The sequence below is a fragment of the Fibrobacter sp. genome, from assembly GCA_012523595.1.
Classification (GTDB): Bacteria; Fibrobacterota; Chitinivibrionia; order Chitinivibrionales; family Chitinispirillaceae; genus JAAYIG01.
Genome location: JAAYIG010000172.1, coordinates 30,094 through 44,257, shown reverse-complemented (window position 1 = coordinate 44,257; position 14,164 = coordinate 30,094). Strand labels below are relative to the sequence as shown.

At 45.1% G+C, this 14,164-nt stretch carries 12 protein-coding genes and 1 tRNA gene; 10 read left to right on the top strand and 3 right to left on the bottom strand.

What is annotated here, in order from left to right:
• On the bottom strand, positions 1 to 3,882 hold a 3,882-nt coding region (locus GX089_11825; GenBank protein ID NLP03176.1), incomplete at its 3' end, for a tetratricopeptide repeat protein.
• 353 nt (positions 3,883 to 4,235) lie between these two features.
• Here GX089_11825 and GX089_11820 point away from each other — a divergent pair.
• The 3 genes from GX089_11820 to GX089_11810 all read left to right on the top strand — a co-directional run bounded on the left by GX089_11820 (position 4,236) and on the right by GX089_11810 (position 6,389).
• Positions 4,236 to 4,520, top strand: coding sequence for a DUF1540 domain-containing protein (locus GX089_11820; protein ID NLP03175.1), 285 nt, complete (start codon positions 4,236 to 4,238; stop codon positions 4,518 to 4,520).
• A gap of 175 nt (positions 4,521 to 4,695) precedes the next feature.
• Entirely contained in the window at positions 4,696 to 5,472 is a 777-nt protein-coding gene (locus GX089_11815) for a dihydroorotate dehydrogenase electron transfer subunit (GenBank protein NLP03174.1), read from the top strand.
• 11 nt (positions 5,473 to 5,483) lie between these two features.
• Complete coding sequence (locus GX089_11810; GenBank protein NLP03173.1) at positions 5,484 to 6,389, top strand: dihydroorotate dehydrogenase; 906 nt, start codon at positions 5,484 to 5,486, stop codon at positions 6,387 to 6,389.
• A 26-nt stretch (positions 6,390 to 6,415) separates the two neighbouring features.
• Here the strand turns inward: GX089_11810 and nikR are convergent, their stop codons facing one another.
• Complete coding sequence (gene nikR / locus GX089_11805; protein NLP03172.1) at positions 6,416 to 6,832, bottom strand: nickel-responsive transcriptional regulator NikR; 417 nt, start codon at positions 6,830 to 6,832, stop codon at positions 6,416 to 6,418.
• A 421-nt stretch (positions 6,833 to 7,253) separates the two neighbouring features.
• Here nikR and GX089_11800 point away from each other — a divergent pair, with 421 nt between their 5' ends.
• Together GX089_11800 and GX089_11795 are read left to right on the top strand one after the other, a co-directional pair.
• Positions 7,254 to 8,504 (top strand): HlyC/CorC family transporter, encoded by a 1,251-nt coding sequence (locus GX089_11800; protein ID NLP03171.1) that lies wholly within the window; start codon positions 7,254 to 7,256, stop codon positions 8,502 to 8,504.
• Positions 8,505 to 8,666: 162 nt separating this feature from the next.
• Positions 8,667 to 9,068, top strand: a complete 402-nt coding sequence (locus tag GX089_11795) for an FMN-binding protein (GenBank protein ID NLP03170.1) — start codon at positions 8,667 to 8,669, stop codon at positions 9,066 to 9,068.
• A gap of 64 nt (positions 9,069 to 9,132) precedes the next feature.
• Here GX089_11795 and GX089_11790 read toward each other — a convergent pair.
• Positions 9,133 to 9,205 (bottom strand) — tRNA-Ala (locus GX089_11790).
• A gap of 168 nt (positions 9,206 to 9,373) precedes the next feature.
• Between GX089_11790 and GX089_11785 the strand changes: the two genes are divergently transcribed.
• The 5 genes from GX089_11785 (at position 9,374) to GX089_11765 (ending at position 14,136) form a co-directional block, all read left to right on the top strand.
• Positions 9,374 to 9,958: a hypothetical protein gene (locus GX089_11785; GenBank protein NLP03169.1), complete on the top strand. Its 585-nt coding sequence runs from the start codon at positions 9,374 to 9,376 to the stop codon at positions 9,956 to 9,958.
• Positions 9,959 to 10,318: 360 nt separating this feature from the next.
• Positions 10,319 to 10,549, top strand: coding sequence for a hypothetical protein (locus tag GX089_11780; GenBank protein ID NLP03168.1), 231 nt, complete (start codon positions 10,319 to 10,321; stop codon positions 10,547 to 10,549).
• A 19-nt stretch (positions 10,550 to 10,568) separates the two neighbouring features.
• On the top strand, positions 10,569 to 12,605 hold the full coding sequence (locus GX089_11775; protein NLP03167.1) for a hypothetical protein: 2,037 nt from the start codon (positions 10,569 to 10,571) through the stop codon (positions 12,603 to 12,605).
• Positions 12,606 to 12,622: 17 nt separating this feature from the next.
• Entirely contained in the window at positions 12,623 to 13,168 is a 546-nt protein-coding gene (locus GX089_11770; GenBank protein ID NLP03166.1) for a hypothetical protein, read from the top strand.
• A 2-nt stretch (positions 13,169 to 13,170) separates the two neighbouring features.
• Complete coding sequence (locus tag GX089_11765) at positions 13,171 to 14,136, top strand: glycosyltransferase family 9 protein (GenBank protein ID NLP03165.1); 966 nt, start codon at positions 13,171 to 13,173, stop codon at positions 14,134 to 14,136.
• Positions 14,137 to 14,164 lie beyond the last annotated feature (28 nt).

Sequence of the window (14,164 nt, the reverse complement as noted above, 5' to 3'; positions counted from 1 at the left end):
GGCCTGAGGATTCATCGCTACGGCCTGCTCGTAGGTCAAAATCGCAGCGCTCTTGTTTCCACTCTTTGCCTGAGCTTCAGCAAGGTCAGTAAGGAGTGACACATCTTTAGGATCACTCTGGCTGGCCTTCTCATACATGGCAACCGCCTTTGCGTGATTACCCTGCTTGCTGTAGATTTCAGCCAGCTTTTTGTACATCTTCCCATCGGCTTCTCCGGCTGCTATAGCACCGTTAAGCACGCTGACGATTTCAGCTTCGTTCCCGGCCGCCAGGGCAAGTTCTGCATATTTCTTGTAAATACCCTTCGCAGAAGAATCTGCTTTGACAATGGCACGATAAGCGGCAAGAGCGCCTGCGTTGTCTTTTCTCTCGTAAAGATTGTCGGCAAGAACTTTCTGTGCCTCGACATCTCCGGGCTTGAGAGCCGTGTATTTCTTAAGATAGGTCAGCACCTCTTCCTTTGTGCCTGCCTTGCCGGCGATCTCATAAAGCTTCTTCATTACCTCAGCATCCTGGGGAGTCTTTACCGACAATTCCTTGTAGAGCTGAAAAGCCTTCTGGTCGTCTTTTGTCTGGCTGCAGGCTTCGGCGTACATCTTCAGATGTGAAGGAGCGGAGGCATCTGCACCGCTTACCATCGAAAGATATTTCACTGCCTCAGTGTAGTTCTTCGCTTTGAAAGCTTCCTGACCTACAATTTTGGCAAGCTCATTATCTTTGTTATTTTCGAGGAATTTTTTAAAGTTCTTTATGGCAGATTCGGTCTTTTTCTGCTGCATGTAAAGTTTTCCCAGGGCTTTGTATTCCTTATCCGCTCTGGGGTTTATCGCAATTCCCTGCTCATAAGTCAGAATAGCGGCATCGATGGCACCACTTTGAGCCTGACACTCAGCAAGTGAAATGAGCAAGCCTGCATTTTTGGGATCGAGTTGGGAGGCTTTCTCCAGATTCTGAATGGCTCTGGGAAGATTGCCTGCTTTTTTGTAGCTTTCACCAAGCTGCTCATACATGGCAGCATCTGCTTCTCCTGCTGCAATTGCTTTGTTTAAAGCCTCTGATTTTTCTTCTGGTTTACCGCTTGCATTTACCAGTTCGACATATCGCCTTAAGAAACCTTTTGCAGAAGGATCTGCCTTGAGGGCTCCCTTGTAGGCGGCAAGAGCACCAGGGCGATCCTTTTGTATATAAAGCAGATCTCCCAGTGTCTGAAGCATTTTTGCATCTGAGGGCTTAAGAACTGTGTACTTTTTAAGATGTTCGACAGCTTTGGTTGTGTCATTAGCTTTCTGGGCAATTTCATAGAGCATCTTTACCGGCTCAGGGTCTTTCGGAGACACAGCCATAAGAGCAGTAAAGAGTTCTTCAGCCTTTTTGGTATCACCAGCATTGTAAGCTGACATAGCGTAATCTGAAAGATGATCCGCTTTTCTGGCATCCGCACCAGTGACCATTCCCAGGTACTTGACAGCTTCCTTGTAATTTTTCCGTTGAAACTCCGATTTTCCCACCAATGAAGCAATTCTGGAATCCTGAGATACCCCCAGGAATTTCTTATAGGTAGAGATGGCGTTTTCCTTTTTCCCGGATTTCATATACAGATCACCGAGAGCTTTCATCTCTTTTGTACTGGAGGTGTTCATTGCGATCACCTGTTCATAAGAGATAATCGCATCAGAAACCTTGCCCGCTTTCTCCTGGCAGAAGGCCAGAGCAGCAAGCATTTCAGGATTCTGAGGCTTCAACTGAAGGGCTTTATGATACATCTGGGAGGCCTGTTCGAAGTTTCCCTTTTTCTGGTAGATTTCAGCCAGGGTGGAATAGATCTCCTCATCAGCCTCACCTGCCTTTACAGCAGAATTGAGTACATCTATGACCTCATCTTCCGCACTTTTCTGTCCTTTCACCGGTGCTTTGGGTTTCTGGGCCAGAATCAGGTCAGCATATTTTTTGTAAAACCCTTTGATGGCCGGGTCATGTTTCAGGGCAGCACGATATGCAGCAAGGGCCCCATCAGAATCCTTTTTGTCATAAAGCATGTTACCCAGATCACGCTGAGCTTTTGCATCCTGAGGTTTAAGCCGTACATACTTTGTAAGATGAACAACTGCATCATCTTTCTTTCCCATCTTCAGAGTGATCTGATACAAGTTGTATGGGATTTCAGGATCTTTTGGCAGAAGCGTGGAAAGCTCTTTATACATTCCAAGAGCCGCTTCATTATCACCTGTGGACTGAAGGTATTTGGCATAACGAAGTCTGGAGACAGTGTCTTTCTTATCAGCGGCGGCAATTGTTTTATCGATCTCTGCCAGTTTATCCGCTTTTCCGGATTTCTCAAAACACAGAGCCAGCTTTTTCAGAATATCCAAATCTGAAGGTTTATCTTTCAGCAATTTTTCGAGAATTTTGATAGCAGCTGAATAGTTCTTCTCCTGAATATGGATATTTGAGAGGGTGATCTGTGGCTGGCGCATCGATCCATCGATACGGAGAGCTGATTCAGCAGCATCGCTGGCCAACTGATAATCTTTCAGTTCCCACGCAGAAAGCATCATGCCCTCAGCGGCACGTGCAGTTTTTTCAAGTGTAAAGCTTTTCTGGAAATGCCTGAGCGCATCCTCGTACTTCTTTGATTTAAGGCTGTATTCTCCCAGAGCCAGATAAACATTAGGATTATTAGGCTGGAGAGAGAGAAGCTTGGAATAAAGTGCCTGGGCTTTATCGGACATTTTCTGTTTATTGTAGAGATCAGCCAGCCTGGCAACAGCTTCAACATTATCAGGTTCTTTGGCGATTACAGCTTCCAGCAGCGGAATGGCTTTTGAGCGTTCGCCTGAACCATCATAGGCTTCAGCCATAAGAAATGTGACACCCTTGACAACTTTGCTGCCGGGATCGGCTTTGGAAATTGCCTGAAGAAGCAGAAGAGCATCCTTATACTCTTTTTTATCCAGCTTCCACCTGGCAACTTTCTCTTTTGCCAGAAGAGCCTTTTTGGCATTTGATGCACCGAACTTCTGCACAGCAGCTTCGTACAGTTTTCCCGTTTCATTCTTGTCCTTTCCCGCTTTTTCGGCACAGAACGCATGGTCGTAAAGATCATCGGTTGTCAAGAGCTTCTGATCGACCTTTTCATACTCCTCGGCAGCCTGTTTGTGCTTTCCTGCCTGAAAATAGAGCCGGGCCAGTTCCAGACCAGCTTCGGGTTTTTCCAGTTTTTTGTCTTTCAGTGCTTCCTTGTAATAGACGATAGCCGAATCGGGCGATTTCTGTGTCGTGAAGATCTGCGCTATTTTGTAGGCGGTTTCTCCATCAGGTTTGGCATGATAAGCAAGTTTCATAAGGGGCAGGGCTTTTTCATAATTCTTTTCTCCGTAGAAAATGCTGCCCAGTTCCCTGTTTGCAACGATATTTGATTTGTCGGTCTCAACAACCTTTTCCAGTGCGGCCTTTGCCTCTTTGGTTTTGTTCTGAGCTATACAGGAGCGCGCGTACTCCCAACTGGCTTCACCAGTGGATTTGAGTTCCATGGCTTTTTTAGCCAGATCAGCAGCACTTGAAGGCTGGCCAATGTTGTTATAGATACGGGCAGCACCCAGGTGTGCCTCATAATTTTTGGCATCGTTTCTAATGGCCACCAGATAACAGGCTAAGGCCTTCTCATCGAGTTTCTGCTCTTCATGTGCCACTCCAAGCTTTGCCCAAACCGAGGCATTCCTGTCTGCAATCGGCAGTTTTTCATCAGCATACTTGATCACCTCAGCATACTTGCCTTCATCAAACAGTTTGTTAAACGTTTCATCAGCATGCAACCCGGCTACCAACAATACCAGGAAAGCAGGAACTGAAAAGAGTGACGCTGATACTCCACCGTTTCTCATCTGTAAGCCTCCGGTTTCAAAGCTATTTGCCTTTTTTTTTAACAATAATCAATATCAAGTCCGGAATTTTTAGAAACACCCGAACAGGTTGTTTTCACTCCAAAACTCAATTTATGAATCTGGAAATTTCAGGACTGAAAGAAATATACATGCTATCTTTATCCTAGGAAAACCTTTTTTAACTAATAAAATAGATTTTAAGCATATAAATCCCTGCCTTAAGACTTTTATAATGGGCTTTTTTTCTTTCCTGATGCCAATTGAACCGCTTAGACAATCTATTCCGGCATGAGTTTTGCATCTTTCTTAAACTCAGGATCCATTCAGCAGAAAGGAGCATTATGCCTACAGAAATGTCCAGAATAATTGATTGTGAAGCTATCAACTGTGTGTACAACAAAGGTAAAAAGTGTCACACACTTGCAATTACAGTAGGTGATGAATTGGAGGCCTCATGTGACACCTTCTTTCCGGCAGAGAACAAGGGAGGTTTTACCGACATAAACGGCGGAGTAGGCGCATGTAAAATATCAAACTGTGAGTATAATGACGCCTTTGAATGCACCGCGTCCGGAATCCACGTTATCACACACGCCAACCATGCCGATTGCGGCACTTATCAGCCTAAAAAGACTTAACCATCCTGCCGGTTGGAAGGTATTACCCAACCGGCAAATCATCCTTTTTACAAGCTCTATCCTTACCTCCCTGATTTATATTTCAGTAAACATTGAAAGCGAAAATATTGCATCATCACTTCCGCAATATTCAAGCACTTCAATTCCCATTTTTTATAACCCATAAAGATTCTGTATGGAGCAGTTTTCAGCTAAAATCATCAAAAATCATCCTGTAAATGATGCTTTTCTGGAAATGGAAATGGCCTGGGAAGCAGCAGAGATTCCCAGTCCGGGTCAATTTCTCACTATTCGGGTTTCTGATATTGCCATACCATTGCTTCGCAGACCCTTCGCAATCTCATCATTTGATCCACTGAAAAGAACCTGCTCGATAATCTATCAGGTACGCGGGTGTGCAACCGAAATCCTGTCCGCAAAAAAAGCTGGTGAAGTTATCGATGTTATTGGCCCAATGGGAAACGGTTTTCCCCCATTTTCCGGCAGCAAAGCACTCCTTATAGCAGGTGGAACAGGCCTGGGACCTATCCTCTTTTTGTCTGCCACACTTAGAAACTCCGCAATAAACACCAGATTTATCTTCGGATGCCGCTCAAAAACTCTTATACCACAATCTGTTTCTTTCACCAGAGAGAATCCGATTATCTGCACAGATGACGGCAGCGAGGGTTTTCATGGCACCACAGCAGACTATTTAAACTCCATTGCCAATGAGATTGACCCGGATTCGGCTGTTTTTTGTTGCGGACCACACCCGATGCTGGCTGCCTGCCATCTTTTCGCGTTAAAAAAGCAGATTCCTTGTTTTGTTTCAGTTGAGCAGATCATGGCCTGTGGTGTAGGAGCATGTATGGGTTGTGCGGTCAAAACCATCGATCCTCCGGGATATAAACGCGCCTGCAAAGAGGGCCCGGTTTTTAACAGCCTGGAACTGGACTGGCAGCTAACATGAGCGATAAATCAATGAATTTCGGCGTAGAAATCGGTAATAAGCGTTTACCCAATCCGGTGGGAGTGGCATCGGGTACTTTCGGATATGGCAGTGAGTATGAGGAGTTAATTGATCTCTCCTGTATAGGTGCAATTTACACAAAAGCAGTCACACTCAATCCGCGCGGAGGCAATGACATTCCCCGGATCGTAGAGACTCCTGCCGGCATCCTCAACTCCATCGGATTGGCCAATGTCGGAGTAGAACGTTTCCTCAGTGAGAAGGTCCCTTTCCTTGAAAAACTTCCATGCGCCCTGGTGACAAACGTTGCCGGATCGACACAGGATGAGTACTGTGAGGTTATTTCGAGGCTGGAAACCTGCGATTCAATCTGGGGATATGAGGTAAACATCTCCTGCCCGAATGTGAAACATGGAGGAATGGCGTTCGGGACTGATCCAGACCAGACCTATAAACTTACCAACAGCCTCAGAAAACTAACCTCAAAACCCCTTATCCTGAAATTATCCCCGAATGTCACAGATATTACAATAATCGCCAGAGCTGCCCAGGATGGCGGGGCTGATGCCGTATCATGCATTAACACACTGGTCGGAATGGTAATAGACACTAAGAGGAAACGTCCGGTCCTTCCCATGAAAACCGGAGGACTCTCCGGGCCGGCCATTCGACCCATAGGAGTAGCAATGACATACAAAGTCAGCCGCGCGGTGACAATTCCGGTCATCGGTATGGGTGGAATTCTCAACGCCGATGATGCGATCCAGTACCTTCTTGCCGGGGCCTCCGCAGTTCAGATAGGCACAGGTAACTTTATCGATCCCAAAATCGCATCAAGAGTTTTTGACGGAATACGGCAGTACGCCTCAGAACACAATCTTGAAAGCATTTCGGATTTCCATTCTTTTCTGGATTGACAATCAGACCCCTTATTCTCCTTGTATCAATCAGCCTCATCGCCTGACTGGGAAATACTGAGACTGAGGTGTTTTACACCCACAAGCGCTTTAAGGCTGGTTGAAAGCCGCTCGACATCTCTGGCTTTCCCTCTGACCGCAATAATTTCGAGGCAGTGGTGATGGTCGAGGTGCACATGCTGAGTAGAAAGGATGGTACCCTGAAAGTCATGCTGGATATCCAGCATCTTAGTAACCAGTTCTCTTTTATGATGATCATAAGTCATGACGATGGCGCCGGCCACAACACCGCCCTCGGTCCACTTTTTCTGTACCAGTTCTTCACGAATCAGGTCACGTATGGCCTCAGACCTGTTATGGTATTTCCGGGATTTGATGTGCTTATCAAAAGCATCGATCAAACTTTTCTCAAGAGAGATTCCAAAGCGGTACAATTCACGCATAAAACCGACCGACTCCTTACTAAACAGGTGTATATAGTAAAATAGCATTTTTTTACAGTTTCTGTTCTGAATTATCTCCTCAGAACTTGAAAGCAGTTGATAACACGGCAATAATCAGAGGATTAATCCGTTTATATATGGTATCAAATGATTCGCGGGTTTGATGTATATTAAACCTGAGCAAGCTAACCCGGATCAAAAGGGCAGATAATCAAGATACAGAGACCAGACTCAAAAAATTCCCTGGACACACCGGGTTATTAATTGTAAAATTTACTGGAAAACTGAACACAACGCTGACAGCCTGCTGAAATCAAGTGGATAACATCAAACCGTCCCCGAATTCTTATATTCATACATTTACCACAATTTTGATATTTTTTATTTATTGTAATCTCAACCATAGAAATCCGGAGGAAAATTGTTAATTCTCGTCCTGGCGATTCTCTTATCTCTCAGTGTCTCTTTTTTCTGTTCCCTGATGGAAGCATGTCTCCTGAGTCTTTCCAATGCAGATATAGCGGAAATCGGCCAGAAGTCCCCTAAAACCGCTGATATCTGGCGAAAGTTCAAGCTCGATATTCAAAAACCCATAGCAGTGATTCTGATCATCAACACACTGGCTCACACCATAGGTGCTGCAGTATCAGGAGCCAAATTCAGCGAGCTTTTTGACTCCAGATGGATCATTCTGTTTTCTCTGTGTTATTCTGTAGCAATGATACAGTACACCGAGATTCTGCCAAAAACCCTTGGTGTGAGGTATAACACCCTGCTTGCCAGGATAAGTGCATTGCCGCTTTTCGTGCTGGTGAAGGTGTTCCATCCTTTTATACTGCTCTCTGAAATGGCGAACCGACCATTTGCCCGGAAAATGCAAAAAGAAAGGCCCGACTCTGCAGCAACTGAGATTTCGCTTCTCGCCAGCGCCGCAGCACTGGAGAACAAGCTCTCCCAGGAACAGGCATCATTAATATCAAGAAGCCTTCAGATGAGTAAATCGACAGCCAGGGATATCATGGTTGAAAAGGATCATGTTGTGTTTCTGGATGAATCCATGAGCCTGACAGATGCTTTCCTTTCATCACATGTCCACAGGCACACACGCTACCCTCTTCTGTCTGCCGATAAAACAGGTTCAATTCTGGGATATATCAATTTCAAAGACCTGGTGACAGTTCTCCATGCTACACCGGAAAACCCGACTCTGAAGGGAATCTGCAGGCCGATAATGTTCATTCCGGAATCGATGCATGTCAATGCAATATTAAGGAGGATGATAAGGGAGTATCAGCATATCGCAATAGTCCAGAACAGCAAAGGGAATACGACCGGGCTGGTTACACTTGAGGATGTAATCGAGTCACTGGTTGGAGAGATTGAAGACGAGTATGACCGGCCTCCTGAAATGATGGTGATGCTGTCGGAGAACAGGTGGAGGATCGGCGGCGCGGTTCACATAAGTAAAATAAGAGAGAAAGCCTTCAGTGAACTGCCAGAGTCTGAACAGACAATAGATGAACTGGTAAAATCACATTTCAACGGCTCAGAACCGAAGGAATTTTTCGGATTTGAATTCCACGGCATACAGATACGGGTCAGAAGAGTAGCTCGTGGATATGTTTACGATGTAATAGCCGAGCGGATGAATAGAATTCCTCCGTTTATGTGATCACTTCAGACCTGAATTTTCCGGGAACAACAAAGGAGCCATTGAAGAGACCGGAAAAAAAGAGTAGATTGTTAAAGTCAGTTGTTTTCCTGACAATGAAAAAACGCCGGGATAAAAGACTCCGGTTAAAACTACAACTCATTACAGGTCTGGAGGCCTTTTATGAAAGATAAAGCCCTGTTCATTGTCCTCATATCATTGGTTGTGGTTCTCGCAGGTTCATTTGTAGGCATGAAGCTGTTTAAAAGATCGGTGCAGAAAAACCTCATAAAGCTTCTGGCCACACCGGTTGAGGATGTAGACCTGACAGTTGTAGCAGATGGCACCTATGAGGGAAAATTCAAGGCATTTCCCATCTCTGTGAAAGTAAAAGTAACTATCAAGGACCACAAGATTACCTCCATCGAATACATAGAGCATAAAAGCGGCAATGGAGCACCTGCAGAGAAGATACGGGAGAGTGTAATCGAAGCTCAGAGCCTTCGGGTCGATGCCATCTCAGGGGCAACCTACAGCAGTAAGGCGATTCTGAATGCGGTATCAAATGCTTTGAAAAAGAAGTGAATTGGTTCGCGCAGGAGGCTTTCAGAAAACCTGAGGGATTCAGGAATAAACCATGTAAGAAAAGTGGAGCTGAGGGGGATCGAACCCCTGGCCTCGACATTGCGAACGTCGCGCTCTCCCAGCTGAGCTACAGCCCCTCGAAAAACTCCATGAGAAAATACACTGTCAGGCTCAACCTGTCAAGAACAGACAGCCATCTCATTATTTTATCTCTATTTTCATTTTTCCTGCATGAAAGCAGTATTGACGATATCCAGATTAAAATGTAAGATAAATAAGATGCTTTTTACTCTTACGGGGGCTCTGTGTCCAGCAGGCATAATGAATTTTCCGACGAGATATATCATCGGCTCTACAGGATGATCAAAAAAAAGGTTGATCCTCATTGCATTGCTGCAACATTGCACCTGCCTTTAAAAACAGTAATTACAGTCAGCACCAGAATAAATAAAACCGGAAAAAGTCCTGATCATAAACCCAGAAATGCCAGTGTAAAAGAAAAACCCGCACCGGAAACTGGGTTTCTGGATGCGTATATTTACTCCAAGACCAGATTCGCTGTGCTGCAACTGGTAGGTACACTCAATCAAAAGACTATCGGATACCTGGATAAAGAACTGGATAAGATTTATGTGGGCCATTGGAAGGCAATAGCAGTCAAAATGACGGATATTGTTGCCATTGATGAAGCGGCAAGTCAGAATCTTCTGCTCTACAATAAAAAGTTCACAGAGGGAAACAAATTCTTTGCTATTCTCGATCCCTCAAGTACCGTAGAACCATTACTTTTGAAATACAATCTTGAAGACTTCATTCCCATATTCGGTACAGAAAGAGCTTTTGAAGATGCTGCATTTCCCCTGAAAATGATGGGAAATCCCCACCCTTAAAAACTTCTGTGTTTTTCCAGTGAAATCACACCGTAATACAGAGCAAAAGTATCGATTCCGATTCCAATACCGGCCCCGATGAAGAGATAGAGTTAGAGTGCCTGAAAAAACAGCTTGAATTCCAGAACAATCTCAGAGCATCCGATCCGTAATACCTGTTCCGGATAAAGCGGATTACAAGAAGTCCAATTCTTTCAAATCGCCATTTTTTTTATTAATTTTGTTTTCTAGCCCTTGAGGTAATTAGAGTTAGTATCTGAATTAAACTGCACTCTATTGGTAGAAATTCCGGATACCAGACATTAGTAATTCTTTTTCTCTAGTTAAAATCAAGGAAATCCTCTAATCAGGATAATCAAGGTGGCATATTTAGGCATAGGTTATTCAGGTTCCGATTCGTCGTTTCTACGTGAACAGGTAAACATCCATCTCAACTGGCTTAAAGGCGACAGACTTCCGCGTTTTTTCGGTGACTCATTCCTTGTTCTTTACGATTCCAACACTGCAAGAGAATTCGCCAGAAAAATCAGGCAGACCGCAACGGATAACTCCATCACTGTTTATCCAATGGAAAGGCCGTTAAAAGCCTGAAGAATAATGACAGAAGACAATGCTTAACTTTACAGACAAAATAGAACCCAGAAAGATACTGCGTCTTTTATCCCGAAGCGTTCCATATTACCTTAAGTCATGGCACGATCTGGATGAAAGCAGGGGTATTTTCGGCAGCACGGATCCGCAAAATTTCAACATGCGCTCTGTGAGATCATCATCGCCGGTTATCGAATACGTCATCCGTCCTCATCTGAATGTATTATGCCTCCTTGGCAGCTACATTTACCTGAACGAATGTGATTTGATTAACGCAATCCTTTCCAGAGAAGAACTCATCTCCAGAATCCGTAAAGGTGTCAAATGGGCATGCGACACTCATCTGACCGGTACACTGGATGTTGAAGAGTTTCTGGACCGGAAAAGATGGGGAGAAAACTGGAGAAGCAGTCTATGGGCTACTCTTCTGGGACTTATCGGTGTTTTGTGCCGCGATATTCTCGATGAGGAGCATACTGTAAGAATTAAGGAGATTTTGGCTTTTGAAGCAGACCGGTTCATCGGCACCCTTCCTCCAAGCGGATGTGAATTTGACACCAAGGTAGAGGAGAACGCTCAGGATACGATGGTACTTGCATGGGCAATCAATCTCAACCCCGAACACCCGAATCTTCCTGAATGGGAAGAAGCTCAAAAAGTATGGTCCCTGAACATTGCATCGAGCATACATGATAAAACCGACCACAGCCATTTTTTCGGAAGTTCCATCTCAAAAACAGTAACCACACAGAACCTCTTCCCTGATATGACTGCTGAGAATCACGGTTTTTTTCATCCTGAAGTTCTGGTTTACAGTTCCTGGGTAATCCTTGCGATGGCAGCATATTCTATACAAAACAGAGAGTGGCCGGAATACTTCTGTCGCAAGAGCCATCAACGAACCTTTGACATACTGATGAGGTTCTGTCTTCCAACCGGAGTAATCTTTACCCCTGGCGGGCATGACATGCCCATGTTCATGCCCAGACCATTCGCCCAGGCCTGGGGACTATGGCACAACGATCCCCGCGCACTGCATCTTACAGGGCGGCTTCTTTCATGGATGGATACATGTCTTCTGAATGACCAGGAAAATCAGGGTCCCTGGGTTTTCGGACTCGAACAGAATCATGAAGGATGGGAACTACTGTTCCAGAGCCAGGTCGGGCTTGAACTCTCTTTACTGGCATGCCTTCCCCTTTCAAAAGAGCAGCGCAATTTCTCTCCAGGGCAGATCGAGAATGCGGTCGATACACGTCATATCTACCCCTATGTAGAGGTCTGTTACAGGCGAAATATTCGTTCGATCCGCTCTGTTGCCTGGAAAGCCATCGGTAACCACCCCCTCATCGGGTTCAATATCCACAGCAAACCCGAACTGATAGCCCAGTTCAAAGCATCACTTCTCGGTGTCCCATCCGCGGAAAATGCAATAAAATCCTGGGAAGTTGCTTTTCACGAGGACAAACTTCTTCGTGATGGTTTTGACACCTGGGGAAGGATCAACTATTTCGATTTGCATGGAAAAAAGATTTTTCACAGAGATATACGGGTGCTTACCTGGGGTGAGGACGGGATGATCGTTCTTGACAGGATAGCAGCCGATTCCCCAGCCTTCATCCATGAGCAGTACCTCTCACCTGTATACCTTGTAAATGATCACTGGACAAACAACAATCTTGAGTTCCTCAGCGGCTCACTCAGGGAGTCTTTCAGTTCATTCCAGAGAAAATTCAGGGAAGTAAACGGCCCGTCTTTCTGGGCCAGTGTCGAAAGCCAGTTTGTTTTTCAATTTGTATGGGGACGTTCCAAAGGGATCTATTACCTGCCCGGTGGTGAGAAAAACGCCCCACCGTTCTGGAAAAACTGCAGAGTTGACATGCTGGCAGTGCATGTGGAGCAGCAGTCAGTTGAACCTGGTGATCTGTTTTATCAGGTCGGATTTTATATCGGCACCGGAAAAGGCCCCAGGCCTTTCAAGTCCGCCGGATCAGCCGGAGAGTTTTTCCGGGGACTTGTAATTATGGACGGAAAGATTACAATGGGTCTGGATTGAACAGGGTATTTCTGGGCATGCTGTCGGAGATCCTTCGAAACTACAGAACTTGGTGCCTTTACTGTGACAGATTCTTGGATGCTGCACTCAGAGATCACCCCGAGCATATCAACTATAAAGCAGGGTGCAGTTCCTGCTGTGAACTTGATTCAGTGAATTACCTGGAAGCATTTGCGATCTCAACCGTACTCCATATTTCCAACGGTTCCCAGGAGACAAACCGCTCCGGGTGTGTGTTTCTCACAGATAACAAATGCCGGATATATTCCAGCAGACCCATTATCTGCCGTACACACGGTCTTCTTCTGAAAAGTAATGATCAAACCAATTCTGCGGCAGTCAATTGTATGCACAATTACAAGCAGCCACTCAAAATCAGCAGTCGCTTTATTCTGGACACTGATTCTGTCACACTGAATCTTATCAGGTTCAACATGGCATTCTGTATGCTTCTGGGAGATCCTGAAGCTGGTTCCAAGCGAATTTATCTGAAAGACGTTTCGCTTGGAATTCTGCCCGGAGAGATAGCAGGTATAATCACTGAATACCACGCGGGAATGTAGAAATGCCATCTCTGATTTATCACAACGGCGGCCTTGGTGATTTTCTTAACATTCTGCCATCAGTCTATCTCTGGAAAAGGCAAGAAAAGATTCAGAGAATCACTCTTCTGGGGAGAGTGCCTTTCGGAGAACTGGGAAAAGCCTGTGGTATTTTTGATGAAACCATGGATGCCGGAAGCAGCAGTTTCATCTCATTGTTTTTGGAAACCTGCAGCGAAGAAACAGTCAGTTTTTTAAAGATGTTTAACAGAATCGTACTGTTTGCAAAAGCCGATTCCCCTATTGTTAGTCACGCAATCAAAGCTGCACCCAGGCTCCTCCTTCGTCAGGACCCTTTCCCTGACTCTCGCATTCACATTTCAGATTTTCATTCATCATTGTTTCCGGGTCTCACAGAGCCCGGTAATCAGTTCAGGCTTGAACTTCCATCAGATGGCTTGAGAAGAGCCCGCAACCTCCTGGATGCAAACAGGCCTGCAATAGCCATAGGTCCCGGGAGCGGCAGCAGAATAAAAAACTGGCCTCTGGAGAATTTTCTGGATTGCGCATCCAGGCTCAGGAAGCTTGGGTATTCTATTATCTGGATATCAGGGCCTGCTGAAGAGGGTTATTGTTTACCTGAACAGGATTCTATCATAGCCAATCGGGACCTTCTCTCTCTGGCATGTCTTTTTTCAGTATGTAATGGATATCTTGGAAATGACAGCGGTATCACACATCTCGCTGCAATTTCAGGATGTCCTGTTGTGGCTCTGTTCGGACCTTCAGACCCTCTGGTGTGGAGTCCAAAAGGCAGGAGTGTATCAGTTTTATCCAATTCTCATTCCTGTTCTCCCTGCCATCCATCTGAAAGATTTGACAGAAGTTGTGATCACTCCTGCATTCGGTCTCATAAAGTGGAAACAGTTCTGAAAGAATTGGAAAAGGTGATGGGGCAAGCTTTTCGGACTGAAATTTTGATGATGTGAAAGTTACATTTATTTTTAGGTATTCAAA